At 71.4% G+C, this 19,366-nt stretch carries 16 protein-coding genes; 8 read left to right on the forward strand and 8 right to left on the reverse strand.

Annotated features, from left to right (window positions below; translation table 11 throughout):
* Positions 1 to 31 precede the first annotated feature (31 nt).
* Both Aau02nite_RS16855 and Aau02nite_RS16860 read right to left on the reverse strand, forming a co-directional pair.
* A complete protein-coding gene (locus tag Aau02nite_RS16855; RefSeq protein WP_212989367.1) occupies positions 32 to 1,369 on the reverse strand; it encodes an ABC transporter substrate-binding protein in 1,338 nt (445 codons plus the stop codon).
* 5 nt (positions 1,370 to 1,374) lie between these two features.
* Positions 1,375 to 2,427: a LacI family DNA-binding transcriptional regulator gene (locus tag Aau02nite_RS16860; protein WP_212989368.1), complete on the reverse strand. Its 1,053-nt coding sequence runs from the start codon at positions 2,425 to 2,427 to the stop codon at positions 1,375 to 1,377.
* Positions 2,428 to 2,666: 239 nt separating this feature from the next.
* On the opposite strand from Aau02nite_RS16860, the gene Aau02nite_RS16865 reads away from it, so the two are divergent.
* The 8 genes from Aau02nite_RS16865 to Aau02nite_RS16900 all read left to right on the forward strand — a co-directional run bounded on the left by Aau02nite_RS16865 (position 2,667) and on the right by Aau02nite_RS16900 (position 11,217).
* A complete protein-coding gene (locus Aau02nite_RS16865; protein ID WP_281420993.1) occupies positions 2,667 to 3,986 on the forward strand; it encodes a Gfo/Idh/MocA family protein in 1,320 nt (439 codons plus the stop codon).
* Between the two features lie 40 nt (positions 3,987 to 4,026).
* Complete coding sequence (gene uxaC, locus Aau02nite_RS16870) at positions 4,027 to 5,430, forward strand: glucuronate isomerase (RefSeq protein WP_212989369.1); 1,404 nt, start codon at positions 4,027 to 4,029, stop codon at positions 5,428 to 5,430.
* Positions 5,427 to 6,728, forward strand: coding sequence for an enolase C-terminal domain-like protein (locus Aau02nite_RS16875; RefSeq protein WP_212989370.1), 1,302 nt, complete (start codon positions 5,427 to 5,429; stop codon positions 6,726 to 6,728). Before uxaC ends, Aau02nite_RS16875 begins: the two co-directional genes overlap by 4 nt.
* Positions 6,719 to 8,206, forward strand: coding sequence for a mannitol dehydrogenase family protein (locus tag Aau02nite_RS16880; protein ID WP_212989371.1), 1,488 nt, complete (start codon positions 6,719 to 6,721; stop codon positions 8,204 to 8,206). The genes Aau02nite_RS16875 and Aau02nite_RS16880 overlap by 10 nt, the downstream gene beginning before the upstream one ends.
* Positions 8,203 to 9,357, forward strand: coding sequence for a Gfo/Idh/MocA family protein (locus Aau02nite_RS16885; RefSeq protein WP_212989372.1), 1,155 nt, complete (start codon positions 8,203 to 8,205; stop codon positions 9,355 to 9,357). The genes Aau02nite_RS16880 and Aau02nite_RS16885 overlap by 4 nt, the downstream gene beginning before the upstream one ends.
* 59 nt (positions 9,358 to 9,416) lie before the next feature.
* Positions 9,417 to 9,764 (forward strand): DUF1330 domain-containing protein, encoded by a 348-nt coding sequence (locus Aau02nite_RS16890; RefSeq protein ID WP_212989373.1) that lies wholly within the window; start codon positions 9,417 to 9,419, stop codon positions 9,762 to 9,764.
* Between the two features lie 116 nt (positions 9,765 to 9,880).
* Complete coding sequence (locus tag Aau02nite_RS16895; protein WP_212989374.1) at positions 9,881 to 10,852, forward strand: hypothetical protein; 972 nt, start codon at positions 9,881 to 9,883, stop codon at positions 10,850 to 10,852.
* Positions 10,853 to 10,866: 14 nt separating this feature from the next.
* The gene (locus Aau02nite_RS16900) at positions 10,867 to 11,217 is read left to right on the forward strand and encodes an immunity protein TriTu family protein (RefSeq protein WP_212989375.1); all 351 of its coding nucleotides are present in this window, start codon (positions 10,867 to 10,869) and stop codon (positions 11,215 to 11,217) included.
* 31 nt (positions 11,218 to 11,248) lie between these two features.
* On the opposite strand, the gene Aau02nite_RS16905 is transcribed toward Aau02nite_RS16900, so the two are convergent.
* The 6 genes from Aau02nite_RS16905 to Aau02nite_RS16930 all read right to left on the reverse strand — a co-directional run bounded on the left by Aau02nite_RS16905 (position 11,249) and on the right by Aau02nite_RS16930 (position 19,340).
* Positions 11,249 to 12,139 carry a nitroreductase/quinone reductase family protein gene (locus tag Aau02nite_RS16905; RefSeq protein WP_212989376.1) on the reverse strand — a complete coding sequence of 297 codons (891 nt, stop codon included), beginning with the start codon at positions 12,137 to 12,139 and terminating at the stop codon, positions 11,249 to 11,251.
* Positions 12,140 to 12,392: 253 nt separating this feature from the next.
* Entirely contained in the window at positions 12,393 to 13,187 is a 795-nt protein-coding gene (locus tag Aau02nite_RS16910; protein WP_212989377.1) for a DUF6807 domain-containing protein, read from the reverse strand.
* Between the two features lie 15 nt (positions 13,188 to 13,202).
* Positions 13,203 to 13,772: a TetR/AcrR family transcriptional regulator gene (locus tag Aau02nite_RS16915; RefSeq protein ID WP_212989378.1), complete on the reverse strand. Its 570-nt coding sequence runs from the start codon at positions 13,770 to 13,772 to the stop codon at positions 13,203 to 13,205.
* Positions 13,773 to 13,987: 215 nt separating this feature from the next.
* Positions 13,988 to 15,388 carry a dihydrolipoyl dehydrogenase gene (lpdA, locus tag Aau02nite_RS16920; protein ID WP_212989379.1) on the reverse strand — a complete coding sequence of 467 codons (1,401 nt, stop codon included), beginning with the start codon at positions 15,386 to 15,388 and terminating at the stop codon, positions 13,988 to 13,990.
* A gap of 14 nt (positions 15,389 to 15,402) precedes the next feature.
* A complete protein-coding gene (locus Aau02nite_RS16925) occupies positions 15,403 to 16,800 on the reverse strand; it encodes a family 43 glycosylhydrolase (RefSeq protein WP_246595205.1) in 1,398 nt (465 codons plus the stop codon).
* Positions 16,797 to 19,340, reverse strand: a complete 2,544-nt coding sequence (locus Aau02nite_RS16930) for an alpha-L-arabinofuranosidase family protein (RefSeq protein ID WP_212989380.1) — start codon at positions 19,338 to 19,340, stop codon at positions 16,797 to 16,799. Before Aau02nite_RS16930 ends, Aau02nite_RS16925 begins: the two co-directional genes overlap by 4 nt.
* Between the last annotated feature and the right edge of the window lie 26 nt (positions 19,341 to 19,366).

Consider the following 19,366-nt stretch of genomic DNA (forward strand, 5'->3'; position numbering starts at 1 on the left):
TGGGCCGTTCGCACCGTAGTCACGACTATCGTCAGCCCTGACCGATCGCGGCCTTGGCAGCGGCGATGAACGCGGTGCCACCCTGGGCCGGCGTCTGGCGGCCGTACTGGACCTCCTCGGCGATCCGGATCAGCTCACTGCGCACCTTGCTGTGCCCCTTGACCGGTACGGCCGGCGCCGAGCCGAAGGTCTTGCCCAGCTCGGTCTGCACCGCGATGGTCTGCTTCATGCTCGGGTCGGTGACGCTGTCGGCCACCACCTGGCGCACCTCGAGGTTGGACGGCAGGCCCCGGTCGGTACCCAGGATCTTGCCGGCCTCCGGGTCGTTGGCCAGGAAGTTCAGCACGTCCACGGCCTGCTCCTTGTGCGGGCTGCCGCGGAAGACCGAGAAGTACATCGACGCGCGCGCCCACTGGGCCTTCTGGTCGCCGGGGTAGGCCACCACGCCGAGCTCGTCCTTGGTGTTCTTCTTCAGCTCGGGCATCTGGTTGGCCCAGACCCAGGAGGTCGCCGCCTTGCCGGTGACCACCAGCTGCTTGCTGATGTCGGTGGCGTTGCCCTCGTGGATGACGTCCGGGGTCGGGGTGGCACCGCGGTCGCGGGCACCCTTCCAGAGGTCGAACCACGCGGTGACGTCCTGCTCGGTGAAGCCGAGCTCCTTGCCCTGGTAGAGATCCTTGCCCTGCTGCCGGAGCCAGACCCAGAACGCCTGGTAGACGGCGCTGGCGTCCTGGGTGCCGGGCACCTTGGCGACCTTGGAGACGTTCTCCGCCCAGGCGATGTGGTCCTCCCAGCTCATGCCCGTGGTGGGCGCCGGGAGCTTGAACTTGTCCAGCAGGGTCTTGTTGAAGACCAGGCCCTGGGTGTTCTCGCCGAAGGCCACGCCGGCGAGCTTGCCGTCGACGATGCCGTAGTCCTTCAGGCCGGGCGGGAACTTCGACAGGTCCAGCCGGCCGTCGCCCGCGTACGGCGTGAGGTCGAGGGTGACGTTGCGCCCGGCGTACTCGGCGATGAAGTTGTCGTCGATCTGGAACACGTCGGGGGCGTTGCCACCGGCGGTGAGCGTGGCCAGCTTGTCGAAGTAGCCCTGGTTGGCCTGCCAGGTCTTCTTGAACGTCACGTTCGGGTGTTTCTGGGTGTAGAGGTTCAGCGCCTTCTCGGTCAGCGTGGCGCGGTTCTCCGCGCCCCACCAGAAGAAGGACAGCTCGACGGGCTTGTTCGGGTCGCTGGACTCGTCGTCGCCGCCGCAGGCGGCGGCACCGAGAGCCAGGGGTATGACCAGGGCCGCGGCGAGAAGCCGCCGTCGGGTCGCGGTACCGTGGCGGCGCGTGGTTCGCACGTCCGTCGGCGGGGCTTTGTCGGGGTACATGGTGCTCACTCCTTGGCGTAGGAGGCGACAGCTCTGGGGGCGGCGGCAGCCGCGTCGCCCGGATCCGCATGGCTGTGCGGATCCGGGCCCGGTCCCGTCGAGTCGCGGATGACCAACTCGGTCTGAAGGCTCGCATGGGCAGTGGTACGACGGTCGTCTCCGTGCGCTAGGAGCATGTCGACGGCCGCTCTTCCCGCGGCGGCGGCAGGTGTGGCCACCGTGGTCAGCTTGGGATGGATGAGGCGGCTCAGCGCGATGTCGTCGATGCCGACCACGCTGATGTCCGCCGGGACCCGCGCGCCCTGGGCGTGCAGGCCCTCGATGAGGCCGATGGCCATGAGGTCGTTGTAGGCGAGCACGGCGCTGACCCCGCTGCGCAGGACCTGCTCGGCGACGGCGGCGCCGCCCGGCTCGGTGGGTGGGTTGGGGCCGAACACGGTGAGTTCGGCGCCCCCGGCCCGGGCGGCCAGGGCCGCCGAACGCCGGATCTCCTTGCTGGTCCAGGAGCCGCGCGGCCCGGCGATCAGGCCGATCCGGCGGTGGCCCAGGCCGACCAGGTGGTCCACGGCGAGCCCGGCGCCCTGCGCCACGTCCATCACGACGGTGGGCAGGCCGGTGATCTGCCGGTTGATGACCACCAGGGGCACCTCGCGGCTGAGCAGCTCGATCAGGCTGTTGCTCATTCGCGGGCTGCACAGCAGGATGCCGTCGACCTGCTTGGCCAGGGCGCGGACCAGGTCCTCCTCCACCGCGGCGTCCTCGTTGGAGTCGGCGACGAAGATGTGGTAATCGCGCTGCCGGGCCTGGCTCTCGGCCGCCTTGATCAGGGGTGGGAAGAACGGGTTGGCGATGTCGGCCACGATCAGGCCGACGTTGTAGGTACGGCCGGTGATCAGCGCCCGGGCGGCCCGGTTGGGCCGGTAGCCGAGCTGCTCGGCGCAGGCCAGCACGCGGGTACGGGTGTCCGGGTTGACCAGGTGCGGCGCCGAGAACGTGCGGGAGACCGTGGAGATGTGGACTCCGGACTCCCGTGCGACGTCGCGAATCGTGGCTGGCACGCCGGCCCTTCCCTCGATCGGATAACCCTGTGGTCGGGGTCACTCTGGGGGCCAATTAATGCAAACGGTTGTAGCTGTGTCAACGGCCTTTTGTTGCAGGTTCATGACGGCTGTCCGCATTGGCTGCGCGAGTCGGGGTCGCTAATTAGCGTAAAACCGGACGTACGCGCCCTGAATTCTTGACGGCGGGCGATCGACGTGTTTAGTTCTGCTGCAAACGTTTGCAGTGAGGAGACGCGGTGGACGCACGACGGCGCTACGCACTCGTCGGTACCGGGGCCCGGGCCGAGATGTTCCTGCGCGCCCTGGCCGTCGACCACGCCGGGACGGCGGAACTGGTCGCCCTGGCCGACGTCAACCCGAGCCGGATGGCGGCGCACAATCGCTGGCTGACCGGGCTGGGGGTGCCGGCGGTGCCCACGTACCCGGCGGCGGCGTTCACCACCATGCTGGCCGCCGAACGGGTCGACGAGGTGCTGGTCACCAGCGTCGACCGGACGCACGCCGACTATGTGGTGGCCGCGCTGGAGGCGGGCTGCGACGTCATCACCGAGAAGCCGATGACCGTCGACGCCGAGGGCTGCCGGCGCATCCTGGACGCGGTCGAGCGCACCGGCAAGCGGGTGCAGGTGGCCTTCAACTACCGCTTCAACCCGCTGCACGAGGCCGTCCGCGAGGTGCTGGCCGCCGGTGAGATCGGTGAGATCGGGTCGGTGCACTTCGAATGGCTGCTCGACGTGCGGCACGGCGCCGACTACTTCCGGCGCTGGCACCGCGACAAGGCCAACTCCGGCGGCCTGCTCGTGCACAAGTCCGGCCACCACTTCGACCTGGTCAACTGGTGGCTCGGCGCCGAGCCGGCCCAGGTGTACGCGGACGGCCGGCTCTTCTTCTACGGCGAGACCGGGCACCGGCACGGCTACGCCCGCGACTACGAGCGGGCCCACGGCGACCCGGCGGCCGAGGGCGACCCGTTCGCCCTGCGCCTGCAGGACAACCCGCGGATGCGCGAGCTCTACCTCGAGGCGGAGGCCGACGACGGCTACCGGCGGGACCAGAACGTCTTCGCGCCCGGGGTGACGATCGAGGACGACATGGCGGTGCTGGTGCGCTACGACACCGGCGCCACGATGACGTACCACCTGACCGCGTACGCGCCCTGGGAGGGCTACCGGCTGATGGTCAACGGCAGCCGGGGCCGGCTGGAGCTGGAGGTGGTCGAGAGCGACCACGTCAGCCCGGCGGGTGCGGGCGAGGTCAAGGGCGCCGCCATCCACGGCGTGACCGAGGCCGAGGAACACGGCAGGGCCACGCTGACCCTGCGGCCTTTCTGGGCCCCGCCGCGTGAGCTGCCGTTGCCGGCGGGGTACTCCCGTACCGGTCACGGCGGTGCCGACTCGCGGATGACCGACGTGCTGTTCGGCGCGGCCAAGGACCCCCTCGAGCGCTCCGCCACCGCCCGCGACGGCGCGCTCGCCCTGCTCACCGGTCTCGCCGCCAACCGCTCCATCGAGACCGGGGCCCCGGTACGCGTGGCCGACCTGCTCGACCTGCCCTGACCCGCCCTGCCCTGACCCGTCCCCTTCTGACGAGGTGTCCATGTCAGACCTGCTGTTCGCGGCCGAACCCCGCCAGCGAGACATCGCCCGCGAGCTCTACACCTTCGCGGCCGGCCTGCCGCTGATCTCGCCGCACGGCCACGTCGATCCCGGCCTGCTCGCCGACGACGAGCCGTTCCCCGACCCGGCCCGGCTGCTCATCGTGCCGGACCACTACATCACCCGGATGCTGCTCAGCCAGGGCATCCCGGTAGCCCGCCTCGGCGTGCCCAGCCGCACCGGTGCCCCGGTGGAGACCGACCCGCGGGCGATCTGGCGGCTGCTCGCGGACAACTGGCACCTGTTCCGCGGCACGCCGTCGCGGCTCTGGCTGGAACGCACGTTCGCCTCGGTCTTCGGGGTCACCACCCGGTTCGGCCCGGCGACCGGCGACGCCATCTACGACGAGATCGCCGCCCGGCTCGCCGAGCCGGGCTTCCGGCCGCGGGCGCTGTTCGAGAAGTTCGGCATCGAGGTACTGGCCACCACCGAGTCGCCGCTGGACGAGCTGAGCCGGCACGCCAAGCTGGAAGCCGACGGCTGGGGCGGCCCCGGCGGCCGGGTGATCACCACGTTCCGCCCCGACGACGTGGTGGACATGGAGTTCGAGGGCTGGGCCGGGCGGATCGCCCGGCTGGGCGAGCTGACCGGCGAGGACACCACGACCTACCGTGGCTACCTGGCCGCGCTGTGGTCGCGGCGGCAGGCGTTCAAGGCCGCCGGTGCGACGTCCTCCGACCACGGGCACCCGACCGCCCGTACGGTGCAACTGCCCGCCGCCGAAGCAGCCCGCCTGTACGAGCGCGGTCTGCGCGGCAGCGCCTCGGCGGCCGACGCCGAGGAGTTCCGCGCGCACATGCTGGTGGAGTTCGCCCGGATGTCGATCGAGGACGGGCTGGTCATGCAGCTGCACCCCGGCGCGGTCCGCAACCACAACAAGAGCCTGTACACCGTGCACGGCCGCGACGTCGGCGGCGACATCCCGCAGGCGACCGACTTCGTGCACGCCCTGACGCCGCTGCTGGACGCGTACGGCAACGATCCGCGGCTGCGGGTGGTGCTCTTCACCCTGGACGAGGACACCTTCACCCGGGAGCTGGCCCCGCTGGCCGGTGGGTACGCCGCGCTCTACCTCGGCGCGCCCTGGTGGTTCCTGGACTCCCCGGACGGGCTGCGCCGGTTCCGCGACGCGGTCACCGAGACCGCCGGCTTCTACAACACGGCGGGCTTCACCGACGACACGAGGGCCTTCTGCTCCATCCCGGTCCGGCACGAGGTGGCCCGGCGGGCCGACGCGGCGTACCTGGCCCGGTTGGTCGCCGAGGAGCGGCTGCCGCTCGACGAGGCCGCCGAGACCATCGCCGACCTCGCCTACCACCTGCCGAAGAAGGTGTTCCGGCTGTGACCCGGATCGTCGAGGTCGAGGTGCACGACGTCCGGTTCCCGACCTCGAGGACCGGCGACGGCTCCGACGCCATCAACCGCGGCGACTACTCGGCCACGTACGTGGAGCTGCGCACCGACGGGCCGCACGTGGGCGCCGGCTTCACCTTCACCAACGGCCGCGGCAACGAGCTGACCTGCGCGGCGGTCCGGGCGCTGAGCCACCACGTGGTCGGGCGGACGCTGAGCGAGCTGGCCGCCGGGCCGGCCGCGTTCGTCCGGAGCCTCACCGCGGACCCGCAACTGCGCTGGCTCGGCCCGGAGAAGGGTGTCATCCAGCTGGCCACCGGGGCGCTGGTCAACGCGGTGTGGGACCTGCGGGCCAAGTCCGCCGGGGCGCCGCTGTGGCAGCTGCTCGCCGAGATGTCCACCGAGGAGCTCGTCGCCTGCGTCGACTTCCACCACATCAGCGACGCGCTCACCCCGGCCGAGGCGGCGGCGATCCTCGACAAGGGCCGGGTCGGCCTGACCGAGCGCCTGGCCGAGGTGGCCCGCGACGGCTTCCCGTCGTACACGACCTCGGTGGGCTGGCTGGGCTATCCGGACGACAAGGTGCGCGCGCTGGCCCGGGCGGCCTACGACGAGGGCTGGCGGGCCATGAAGATGAAGGTGGGCGGTGACCTCGAGGACGACGTACGCCGCGCGGCCATCATCCGCGAGGAGATCGGCCCGGACGCATTGCTGATGATGGACGCCAACCAGGTCTGGGACGTGGATGAGGCGATCGCGGCGATGGCCCGGCTCGCCACCTTCGGCCCGTACTGGATCGAGGAGCCGACGCACGCCGACGACGTCCTCGGCCACGCCCGGATCCGGCGCGCCGTCGACGAGCTCACCGGCGGCGCCTGCCGGGTGGCGACCGGTGAGGTCGCGGCCAACCGGGTGATCTTTAAGCAGCTGCTCCAGGCCCAGGCGATCGGGGTCATGCAGGTCGACGCGTGCCGGGTCGCCGGGGTCAACGAGGTGTTGGCGGAGCTGCTGCTGGCGGCCAAGTTCGGCGTGCCGGTCTGCCCGCACGCGGGCGGGGTCGGGCTGTGCGAGCTGGTCCAGCACGTGGCGATCTTCGACTATCTGCGGGTCGGCACGGCCCTGGAGGGCCGGATGGTGGAGTACGTGGACCACCTGCACGAGCACTTCGAGGATCCGGTACGCACCCGCGAGGGCCGCTACCTGCTGCCGGACCAGCCGGGTTACAGCGCCACCATGCACCCGGCCTCGATCGCGGAGTTCTCCTTCCCCGACGGACCGGCATGGCGGTGACGACCACGCCGCTGCTCGGGCTGGACACCCTGAGCCGGCTGCCGGAACAGAGCCGTCCGCTGGTGCGCCCCGGTGCTGTCCCGGCCGGGATCGTGCACCTGGGCCTCGGCGCCTTCCACCGGGCCCACCAGGCCGTCTACACCGAGGAGGCGATCGCCGCCGCCGGTGGCGACTGGGGCATCGTCGGCGTGGCGCCGCGTTCCGCGCAGGTCGTCGCCGACCTCACGGCCCAGGACCGGCTGTTCAGCGTCACGACGATGTCCGGCGCGACCGCCGGCACCCGGGTGGTCGGGGCCCTGGCGGGAGTCCGCCACGCCGCCGCGGATCCCGAGGCGGTGGTCGCCCTGCTGGCCGATCCGGCGGTACGGGTGGTGACGCTGACGATCACCGAGAAGGGCTACCGGCTCGACCCGTCCACCGGCCGGCTGATGCTCGACGCGGAGCTGCGGGCCGACCTGGGCCTGGACCGGCCGCCGGTGACGATCCCCGGACTGCTGCTGCGTGGCCTGCTCGCGCGCTGCCGTGCTGACGCCGGCCCGCTCACGGTGCTCAGCTGCGACAACCTGCCCTCGAACGGGCGCCGGGTGCGGAGCCTGGTGGCCCAGGCCCGGGCGCTGGTGCCGGGGAAGGCGGGCTTCGACGAGTGGCTGGGCGCGAGCGTGACGTTCCCCGGGTCCATGGTGGACCGGATCGTGCCCGCGAGCACACCGGCGACCCTGGACCGGGCCGCTGCGGCGCTCGGTACGCGGGACCTGGCAGCGGTGCACGGGGAGCCGTACCGGCAGTGGGTGATCGAGGATCAGTTCCCCGGTGGGCGGCCGGCCTGGGAGCTCGCCGGTGCGGTGCTGACCGATGATGCGGGACCGTGGGAGCGGCTCAAGCTGCGTACGCTCAACGGGGTGCACTCGGCGATCGCGTACCTCGGGGCGGTGGCCGGGCGCGAGACCATCGCGGCGGCCCTGGAGATCCCCGGGATGCGCGCGGCGATGACCCGCTTCGTCGCGGAGGATGTGGCCGGCAGTCTCGAGCCGCCGCCCGGCGTCTCGGTCGTCGGTTACGGTGCCTCGGTGCTGGACCGGTTCGCGGACCCGGCGATCGCGCACCGCACCCGGCAGGTGGCGATGGACGGCACGCAGAAGCTGCCGCAGCGGGTGCTGCACACGATCGCCGACCGGCGCGCAGCCGGTGCGTCACCACGCTGGGCGGCCCTGGTCGTCGCGGCGTGGATGCGCTACGTGCAGGGTCGGGCGGACGACGGGCAGGCGCTGCCGCTCGACGACCCGCTGGCCGGCCTGATCCGCGAACGGCTGGCCGACGCGGGGTCCGCACCGGCCGGCGTGGCCGAGGCGTTGTTCGGGCTGGACGCGGTGTTCCCGGCCGAGTTGGCCGCCGACGACACGGTACGGGCGCTGGTGGTCGAATGGCTGACCGCGCTGGACCGGCACGGCGTCGAGGCGACTTTGGCAGGGGTGGCATGACAGTGAAAGTGGCGTTGATCGGGGCCAACGGGCACGGGCGGTCGCACCGGCGGCGGATCGCTGAGCTGGAGCGGACCGGGTCGGTGCGGTTGGTGGCGCTGGCCGACGTACAGGCGATAGACCCGGACCCGCCGGTCCCGCCCGGCGCGGCGGTCTTCACCGGCCACCGCGAGCTGCTCGCGGCCGCGACCCCCGACGTGGTGGTGATCTGCACGCCGCCGCACACCCACCTGCCGATCGCCCTGGACGCCCTGGCGGCGGGCTGCGACGTGCTGCTGGAGAAGCCGCCGGTGCCCACGGTCGAGGCGCACGTGACGCTGCAGGCGGCCGTGCGGTCCTCGGGCCGGTCGTGCCAGGTCGGTTTCCAGGCGCTCGGCTCGCTGGCCGCCCAGACCCTGTTCGACGCGGTGCGCGCGGGCCGGCTCGGCACGATCGGGAACGTGGCGACGGTCGCGTCCTGGCGGCGCGACGACGCCTACTACGCCCGCGCGCCGTGGTCCGGCCGCCGCATCGTCGACGGCCGGCCGGTGCTGGACGGCGCGCTGGTCAACCCGCTGGCCCACGCGGTCATGCAGAGCCTCGCGGTCGCGGCTGCCGCGGGGGCGGGCGAGCCGGTGCTGCTGGAGGCCGAGCGGTACCGCACGCGCGACATCGAGGTGGACGACACGGCGTTCGCCCGGATCACGTTCAGCGGCGGGTTGCGGCTGCTGGCCGCGGCGACGCTGGCGGGGGAGGACTTCATCGCCGGCGAGGTGATCGTCACCGGTTCGCAGGGGCGGGGGGTGCTCGAATACCCGACCGACCGACTCGACCTGCCGGGCATCACCGGACCGCCGGGACGCATCGATCTGCTGGAGAATCTGGTCGCGCACCGCCGGGACCGGGCCGGGGTCGCGCTGGTCGCGCCGCTGGAACGGACCGCCGCCTTCACCGCGGTGGTGCAGGCGCTGACCGGCCCGGGGGCGGCGCCGCCGGCGTTGCTCGACGACTCGTTCGTGGAGCCGGTGGGAGCCGGGCCGGAGCGGGTGCAGGTGATCCGCGGGATCAACGCGGTGCTGCGGGAAGCGGCCGAGTCCTTGAAGCTGCCGTCGGAGTCGGGGGTGGCGTGGGCGGTGCCGGCGTACACGGTGGACGTGCCGGGCCACGGATAGCCCGGCTGGTTACCCGTGAGGTAATCGCCTGCCGGCGGTCGCTGGGCCAGGGTGGGGGCATGGCTGCTTACGCACTCGCCCACCTGCGCCCCTCCACCGTCAACGACGAGGTACTGGACTACATCGAAGCCATCCAGGAGACCATGGATCCCTACGGCGGCCGCTTCCTCGTGCACGGCGCGGAGGTCGAGGTCATGGAGGGAAACTGGCCCGGCACGGTGGTCATCATCGAGTTTCCCGACCTGACGGTGATCCAGGACTGGTATGCGTCGGCGCCGTACCAGAAGATCCTCCCGCTCCGGACCGCGAACGTCCCCGGCGATGTCATCGTCGTCGACGGGGTGGGCCCGGACTACCACCCGCGGACGACCGCCGCGAAGCTGCGCGCTCTGTCGGATGTCCGATAGTCCGGATCGCTGCTCCACCAGGTGATCTTCGACCGGACGGCCGGTACGGACGTACCAGTTGATGGCCCCGGCACACCCGGTGGCCATCCGGGTACGACGGCCACCGCGGAGAGGGCGTGCGCATCGTGAGAAGGGCAGTCGACGTCGAGGACCGGGCCGGGCCCGACGGTCAGCGGTCCGGGCGTGCGGGAGCCGCGCCGGCCAGCACCGCCATCGCCGGGGTGGTGGCCACGGCCGCGGGGGCGACCGCGGTCCCGCAGCTGCTGGGCGTGTTCGCCAACGTCGCCCAGGTCGCCACCCTGGCCCGCAGCGACCTGCTCTTCGTGGTCAACATCGTCATCGTCGTCCTCGGCCTGATCGCCCTGTTCGGGCCGGGACAGGCGAAGTACCGGCAGTCGATCCCACGGGTGATCGCCGCGACGTGTGCCGTCATCGTCTGCGGCACGCTCGCCGGGGTCGGGCTCTCCGACCGGCTGAAGGGCGAACCCGCATCGGCCGGGGCCGCCGCGCCGGGACCGTCGTCCTCCTCCGGACTGCCGGCGAGCCGGTCGGTCCCGGCCGCCTCTGGTAAGTCGGTGAAGCCCACCGCCGTGACCGTCGACCCCGTGGTCGAGCCGGTGACCCCACCAGAACAGCCGACGGTGCGCACGACCACCTCCAGGCCCACCTCCCGGCCGTCGACCAAGGCACCCGCCAGGAAGGCGGCGGTGTCCGCGTCGATGAACTGCACCCCGTCGTCGTGCGAGACGTCGGAGAAGATCATGGCGCTGGGCGGCGCGTTCAACGGTGCGCCGGCCGGCGGCCATCAGCTCATGCTGTTCGTCCAGGCGCCGGACGGGCGGCACTACCCGGGCTCGAAGGGCCTGGTGAGTGGCAGCCGCTGGTCGGGCAAGGTCCACGTGGGCAGCGACAACGGCCAGGAGTCGAGCTTCACGTACGCCGCCTGCCTGTACGACATCGACCAGACCTTCGCGGCCGACCTCGACGCCCGCAGCGAGACCGAGCTGAACTCCGGCCTGACCCGGGTCCCCACCACGGGCACGGCGGTGGCCCTGGCCTGCGAACAGTTGCGGTGGAACCGGCCCTGACCAATAGTGCTGGCGTGGACTTTCCGCTGCGGGAGCTGGCTCCGGCCCTGACGGCCAGGGCCCGGACCTGGCAGGTGCTCGGGTTCGCCTGGACCATCGGGCCGGTGCGGGCGAACGGGGACAAGCCGGTGGTGAAGGCGGAGTTCGAGTCGGCCGGGCTGGTTGGTGACCTCATGATCTGGGTCAGCGGCGAGGCGGAGCTCAGCACGATCCGGCTCACCGACGACCGGGTCGTCAACAAGCACTACGACCTGACCACGGTCGACGACCTCGGGGTCCTGCTCGACGAGCTGGTGCTGCTCCTGACCGACGGCACCGTGCCGGACGCCGCGATGGTCAGCCGATACCCGAGCCACCCGGTCTGAGGCCGGCGGAGACCATGCTGCCCGGCGGTCATCAGCCGATCTCGGGGGCCGGCCCCACGGAGTTGAGCGCCCCCACGATGGTCCGTTCCTCGTAGCGGTAGTGCTCCTCCAGCCGGGTGGCCAGGCTCTCCAGGTCGCGGCGGAGCCGGACGGCATCGTCCTGGCCGGGCTCGTACCCGTCGATCAGGACCTGGAGCTCGGCCTGGAGCCGGACAACCTCCCGGTGCTCCTCGCCGAGGCGGTGCAGGACGGGCGCCAGCCCGGGAAAGCGTTGCGCCAGTATCGGGAAGGCGCCTCGGTCCTCGCCGGTGTGATGCTGCCGCAGCGCGGCGCAGAATTCCCGGCAGTGCCGTCGCAGGTCGGTCTCCGGCGCCCGGTCACCGCCGGCGACGAGTTCGTCGGCGTGCCGGCGCAGCGTGCCGAGTTCCGCGCGGAGCCAGTCGTGGGCCTCGACCAGGAAGTCGCCGAGTCCGCGGGTCCAGGTCACCCCCGAGGTGTCGATCCGGGTCAGAGTGACGACCGGGATCGGCCGGGAGGTCCTGCGCTGGTAGTCGCCGAATCCGGCGTCGGCGGCCACCACCGCGGCGAACAGCGCGTCCCGGGCGGGACCGGCCGGGGCGGCGGCGATCGCCTCGTAGGTCTCCGTGCCGGTCTCCAGGGTGACGGCCGGGTTCCGCAGGATGTTGTGGTACCAGTCCGGGTTCTTGTCGGCGCCCATCGCCGAGGCGACCACCGCGGGCTGCCCGTCGATCGTCAGGTAGGCCAGCGGGGTGGTCCGGAGCTTGCCGGTGCGGGCGCCGATGGTGGTCAGCAGCGCCAGCTCCGTGCCCTCGAACGGGCCGCCGACGCGTCCGCCGTTGGCCCGGAACTCCTCGATCACCTGTCGCTGGAAAGCGTTGAAGTCGAAACCTGTCTCGGTCATGCGGTCCTTCCGTCCGGTGGTGGTTCCGGAGGGCGGCAGCACGAGGGACGGGCACAGTGATCCGTATGCCGGTGACTCAACACCGGAGGGACGCCACAATGCGCCGCGATTACGCGGTCATGGTGAGCATTGGGCGGTACAAGAGACGGAACTGCGCCGATCTCTCTATGGCTGAGCCACTACCTCCGGTGTAGGCCCATACGGGGCACCCGAAGACCTTAACCAGCTCCGGACGGGTTCCGCAATGACCACCTCAACCGGTGATCTGCTCCCGGGTCAGGGCGCCGTCGGCCACCAGCACGGTCAGGTCCCGTTCCACTGGGGCACCGGGCGTCACGGCGATCGTCTTGTCGAAGGCCAGGGCGGCGCACACCCCGTTGTACCCGCCGGCGCCGGTGCGGACGAACCAGCGGTCGTCGCCGCGCAGGCCGCGGAAGACCAGGGTGTACGGTCCCGGCCCGGTGATCGCCACCCACGGCTCGTCGCTGCCGTTGACCGCCTCCTCGCCGTCGCGGGACGCCGTGAAGGCGGTGGCCGGACCGGGGGCGGCCCGCCAGAAGAAACCGCCGTAGCCGGCACCGCCGGGGCGGCCGTTGGTGGCGGGACTGCCCAGGGTGACCGAGCCGGCGGCGCTGAGGGCGTACGAGAAGGAGAGCTCCCAGCCCAGCGGGACCGCCCGGGCCGCCACCGTCCGGGTCTCGGTCAGCAGGGTCTCGTCCTGCGTGCCCAGCCAGCGCAGCCGCTCGCTGAAACCGCCGGCCGCCTGGGCCAGCCACTGCGCGTGGATGATCCGGCCGTGGTCGTCGAGCCAGGTGTAGCCCTGGTCGCGCACGTAGGTGCGGCCGCCCCACAGGTTGACGCCGTTGACGTCCTGCATCGCGACCGAGACGCCCAGGTGCCAGCGGTGGTCCTCCGGCAGGACATCGGTCACCGGTACGCCGGCCAGCGTCCGCACCGGATGCAGGTACGGCCGCGGACCGTTCAGCGGGTCGACCTCCGGCTCGGTGACGTACTCGGCGACATCGACGTCCCCCACTGCCAGGCGCATGCCCCGGACGTTACCTCAGGACGGGAACAGCAGGTCCAGGTGGGCGTCGAGGGCCTGCAGCGCCCGCTGGGCCGTGTACTGGCCGCCGAGCAGGTAGATGCCCAGCCCTTCCATCAGGGCCAGCAGGCTCGCCGCGGCGCCGACCGGGTCCGGGACCTTCAGCAGGCCCGCCACGAAGTCGACCATCTGGGCGGTGTCGTCGTGCAGTTCGGCCGCAGCGGCCGGGCGGACCGCCGTGTACGCCAGGAACGCCAGCGCCACCCGGCCGTTGTCGCGCGTCGCGTCGTCCAGCGGCAGCAGCGCCGCGATCATCGTGCGCAGCAGCAGCCGCGGTGGCGGGTCGGCGCCCAGCCCGGCCAGCGCCTCGGTGACCCTGAGCTGGCTGCGTTCGCGGACGACGGTCAGCGCGAACGACATCATCTCGTCCCGGCTGCTGAAGTAGTGCTGGACCATCCCGGCCGAGACGCCGGCCCGGGCGGCCACGTGGCGCAGGCTCACCGATTCGAGGCCCTGCTCCGCGGCCACGCGCATCAGCGCGTCGGCGATCAGCCGGCGACGTTCCTCGGGATCAACCTTCTTGGGCATGGCGCATGGTCGCATGCTCGGCGCCGGTGGCCTGCCGGCAGGCCCGGACGAAGGCGTCCGGCTCGACCTGCACCGACTTGCTCGACGGCGACCACGCCGGGATAGCTGAACGCCTGGTCGCCCGGGGCCGGGGTCACGGGCCTGCGGCGGGCCCAGAGATACATGCTGCGGCCGGGGAGAGGCCGGCCCGGTGGGGGAGCCGGCCTCGTCGCGGATCAGAGGTTGATCATGTGACCGGTCAGGCCGTGGAACGCCTCCTGCAGGGCCTCGCTCAGGGTCGGGTGGGTGTGCACGTTGCGGGCCAGCTCGTTCGCCGTCAGGTCCCACTTCTGGGCCAGCGTCAGCTCCGGCAGCAGCTCGGAGACGTCCGGGCCGATCAGGTGGCCGCCCAGCAGCTCGTTGTACTTCGCGTCGGCGACCAGCTTGACGAAACCGGTCGGCTCGGCCAGGCCGTGCGCCTTGCCGTTCGCGGTGAACGGGAACGTCGACACCTTCACGTCGTAGCCCTCGTCGCGGGCCTGCTGCTCGGTCAGGCCGAAGCTGGCCACCTGCGGCTGGCAGAACGTCGCCCGCGGCATCATCCGGTAGTCGCCCAGCGTCATCGTCTCCGCGCCGGCGATCGTCTCCGCGGCCACCACGCCCTGCGCCTCCGCGACGTGCGCGAGCTGGAGCTTCGCGGTCACGTCGCCGATCGCGTACAGGTGCGGGATGTTCGTCCGCATGTGGTCGTCGATCTCGATCGCGCCGCGGTCGGTGAGCTTGACCCCGGTGTTCTCCAGGCCGTAGCCCTCGACCCGGGGCGCGAAGCCGACCGACATCATCACCCGGTCCGCTTCGATGGTCTCCTGCTTGCCGTTCTTGGCCGTGTAGGCGACCACGACCGACGCGCCCTTGTCGGTCACCGTCTCGACCTTGGCCGAGGTCAGGATCGGGATGCCGAGCTTGCGGTACTGCTTGGCGATCTCCTTGGAGACGTCCGCGTCCTCGTTGGGCAGGGCCCGGTCGAGGTACTCGATGATGGTGACGTCCACGCCGTAGTTCTTCAGGACGTAGCCGAACTCCATGCCGATCGCGCCGGCCCCGACGATGACGATCGAGGACGGCAGGTCGCGGTCCATGATCTGGGTCTCGTACGTGACCACGTTGTCGCTGAGCTCGACGCCGGGCAGCAGCCGCACCGTCGAGCCGGTGGCGATGATCGCGTTGTCGAAGGTCAGCGTCTCGGTGCCGCCGGAGCTCAGCGTCACGTCGACGGAGTTGGCGTCGCGGAACACGCCCCGGCCGTCGTACTCCGTGATCTTGTTCTTCTTCATCAGGTAGTGCACGCCCTTGACCCGGCCGTCGGCGACCGTACGGCTGCGGTCGAAGGCCACGCCGAAGTCGAAGCTCACGTCCCCGCTCATGCCGAAGGTCTTGGCCTGGGTGTGGAAGATGTGCGCCAGCTCGGCGTTGCGCAGCAGCGCCTTCGACGGGATGCAGCCGACGTTGAGGCAGACGCCGCCCCAGTACTTCTCCTCCACCACGGCGGTCCGCAGGCCGAGCTGGGCGGCGCGGATCGCGGCGACGTAGCCGCCGGGACCCGCGCCGAGGACGATCAGGTCGTAGTGCTCACTCATGCGTCGAGTATCGCTCAGCCCAGCAGGAAGACCGCCGCCGCGCCGGTCGTCACCACCCCGTTGCGGTGGCGCAGGTAGCGGGCGGGGTCGTCGGCCAGCTGGAGGTGGACGCCGCGGCCCCGCGGCACCCGGCGGAACCCGGTCGGGGTGCCCGCCTCGATCCGGACCACGCCGTCCACGACCCGCACGTGCCGGTCGGGGAAGTCCACCGACTGCAGGTGCTCGACGCCGCCGGTGCCGGCGACGAAGCGGAACTGGGTCGTGGCGAGCGCGTGATCCGGCGGACGGACCACCAGCGCGGTGTCGTGGCGGGTGACGAACTGCCGCGGCGCGTCGGCGGGGGACAGGCGCACGATCGGGCCACCCGCACCGACCGGGACGCCGAACAGCGGGGTGCCGTCCGGATGCCAGTAGACGCGCTGGACCCGGGTGTGCCGGTTGGGGTCGTAGAGCGGGTCGCCGGTGATGTCCCGGTAGTCGCGGGCGTGGTAGACCATGACGTCGGTCCGGCCGTCCTCGGCCACCGTGAAGCTGTTGTGCCCGGGCCCGTACTGCCCGGTCTCGGTGCTGGTCACGAAGACCGGGTCCGGGGTCTTGGTCCAGGACGCGTTGGCCAGCAGGTCCGCACGGGCGTCCGCGGTCAGCAGGCCCAGGCAGTAGCGGGCGTCGGTGGCGCTGGCCGAGAAGGTCATGAAGACGCGGCCGTTGCGGATCAGCACCGCGGGGCCCTCGTTGACCTTGAAGCCCTGGATCTCCCAGCTCTTCGTGGGAGTGGCGATCCGGGTGGGCTTGGTCTTCAGCGCCCAGGGTGAGCTCATCTCGGCGATGTAGAGGCTGGTGTTGACCGCGATCTCCGGCTCGCTCTGGGCCCACACCAGGTAGCGCCGCCCGCGGTGGGCGAAGGTGGTGGCGTCCAGCGAGAAGCTCTCCCACTCGGTGGCGATCTGGCCCTTCAACGTCCAGCCGGCCGGATCGGTGGGATCGGCCTTCGCCGACTCGAGCACGTACATCCGGATCCGGAAGACGTCGTCGGAGTCGCCGGCAGCGAAGTAGATGTACCACTTGCCGTCGATGCGGTGCAGCTCCGGGGCCCAGATGTGCCCGCCCATCTTCCCGGTCGCCGGGCGGCGCCAGACCACCGACTCGGCCGCGGTGGCCAGCCCGTCGATGGTGGTGGCGCCGCGGACGATGATCCGGTCGTACTCGGGGACCGAGCCGGTGAAGTAGTAACGGCCCCGGTGCCGCGGGGTGATGAACGGGTCGGCGCGCTGCTCGATGAGCGGGTTGCGGGTGGTCACGCCGTAGATCTGGGCGTCGGTACGGGCCTTGCGGGCCTGCGCCGGGGAGGCGGCCAGGACGACGCCCGCGCCCACCCCTCCCAGCAGCAGGGTACGGCGGCTGATGTCGTTCACGAGGTCTCCCGGATGCGCAGGAAGGTCACGGAGTTGGGTGCGAAGGTGCGCGTGAACTTCGCGGAGATGCCGTTGACGGTCGTGGTGACCGGCTGGATGGGTTCGGCCGAGCGGGTGTTCTGCTCCTGCGGGTCGCCGGTGATGACGGTCATCCGAGCCTGCTTGGCAACCTTGCGCCCGCCGAGGTCCACCGTGGTCACGGCCGGCTCGTCCTGGGCGTTGACCACCTTGACGATGAGCTCGCCGGTCTTGTCGTCCTGGGTGACGACCTGGGCGAACGGCTCGGTCACCTGGTCGTCGGTGAAGCTGCCCCACTCTGTCCCATCGAGAAAGAGCGTGACCTGGGTGCCCCGGACCTCGATCCGGATGTCGTACGTGGTCCCGGTGTCGATCGTGTTCGGCTTGGCCAGCACGATCTCCTTGCCGCCGCCGGCGCCCTTCTGGACCGCGCCCTGGGTGTTGTTCCAGCCGCCCAGGTTCCACCAGTAGAGCTCGCCCGACTCCTGCACGCCGAACGCGACCAGGAAGCCCTCGGCGCCGGCCTGCTTGGTGGCCTTGAGCGTCAGGTCGTACTCGGTGGCGGTGATGTTGCCCGCCTTGACCAGGGTGTCCTGGGCGGCCGCGTCGCTCTGCCGGTAGGCGCCGTCGACGACCGACCAGGATCCGCGCGGCTCCACCGGCGTCCACTGCCCGGCGCCGCCGGAGAAGTCGTCGCTGAACAGCACGGCGCCGTCCGGGGTGGTCACCTTGACGTCGTCGTAGGTGGCGGCGGTGGCCCAGGTGGACAGGCCGACGGCGCCGGTGATCGGCTTGGGCTGGATCACCTTGCCGGTCGATTTGCTGGGCACGACGCGGTCACCCACGTTGTTCATGAACAGCTTCTGCACCTGGTAGCTGGTCGAGCCCCAGGACTCGTCGTTGTCGAACCAGATCATGTCCGGCTTCCACTGGACGTGGTCGATGTTGGCCAGCAGCGGCGCGTACGAGGCCAGCTTGACCACGTCGGCGTTGCGTTCCAGCCCGGTCATGTACGACGCCTCGGCCAGCGAGTTGAACAGCTTGTTGTCCAGGGAGGCGTACTCGCCGAGGAAGACCTTGGGCCCGTTGCGGTCGTACGAGTCGTAGCGCTTGTTGTTGCCCAGGAACCAGGCCGGGCTGTTGTAGTAGTGCTCGTCGACCATTGCCACGTTCGCGGCCTTGTTCTTGGCCCACAGGTTGTCGAACGTCGCCCCCTGATCGTCCGGCCCGGAGTTGCTCACCACGACGATCTGCGGGTACTCGGCCGCGATGGCCTCGCGGAACTTCAGGAAGTTGGCGAAGTACTCGTCCGGCAGGTTCTCCTCGTTGCCCACGGCCACGTGGGTCAGCCCGAACGGCTTCGGGTGGCCCATGTCCGCGCGCAGCTTGCCCCACGTCGAGGTGACCGGGCCGTTGGCGAACTCGATCAGGTCGAGGGTGTCCTGGATGTGGCGTTGCAGCAGCGCCGGGTCGTCGGTCGCCCGGTTCTGCCCGCATCCGGTGACCAGGGCCGGCACCACCGGCAGCGGCATCGCGCCGATGTCCTCGGAGAACTGGAAGTACTCGTAGTAGCCCAGTCCGTAGGTCTGGTTGTAGCCCCAGAAGTTGGCGTTGGTGGCCCGCGTCTCGACCGGCCCGACGGTGTCCTTCCACTGGTACGAGCGCGCCCGCTCGTAGTTGGCCGCCGCGTCGTAGCCGGCCATGCTGCCGGTGTTGACCAGGCAGCCGCCGGGGAAGCGGACGAAGCCGGGGCGCAGCGCGGCGATCTTGTCGGCGAGGTCCTTGCGCAGACCGTTGGGGCGGGCTTTGTAGGTGTCGCGGGGGAACAGCGAGACCATGTCCAGGCGCAGGGTGCCGGTGCCGCCGGCGAGCACGGCCAGCCGGCCGGCGTCGGTGCCGGCGGTCGCCCGGATCGTGGCTGAGTAACGCTTCCACGCGTCGCCGCGGACGGTGAGCGAGACGGGGGCGGCGAGCGGCCGGCCGGCGGTGTCGCGCAGGTTCACCGAGAGCGGCGTGCCGCCGGGGGCGTCACTGCGGGCCCAGACCGAGAAGTCGTACGTGGCCCCGCGCTTCACCGCGAAACCGGTGTTGTATCCGGAGTTGGTGACGCCGTAGCGCCCGCCGGCCGGGTTGGTCAGGGCGAGCTTGAGGTAGGTGCGGTTGCGCTCGTTGAGCCGGGCCGCGTCGTCGGCGGTGCTCGCCGTGCCCGCGCCACCGGCCTCCGCGCCCGGGGTCCACGCGGTCAGCCCGTTGTAGGAGGCGTTGTCCGCGGGCAGGAACTCGAAGGAGCGGTTGCGGACGAGCTCGGCGTACAGGCCGCCGTCGGCCGCGAAGTTGATGTCCTCGAAGAACACGCCGTACATGGAGTCGGCGATCTCCGGGCCGGTGGCCGCCGGATCGACGGCGATCGTGTAGTCGGGTGCGGCGGCCGGCGCCTGGGCCAGGCCCGGCGCCGCCCCACCGACGGTGGTGAGCAGCACGGTCACGGTGGCGAGACCGAGGAGCGCACGGTACGGGGACATCTGCGTCCTCCAATGTGAACGTTAAC

This window comes from Actinoplanes auranticolor (assembly GCF_018332655.1).
GTDB classification, from domain to species: domain Bacteria; phylum Actinomycetota; class Actinomycetes; order Mycobacteriales; family Micromonosporaceae; genus Actinoplanes; species Actinoplanes auranticolor.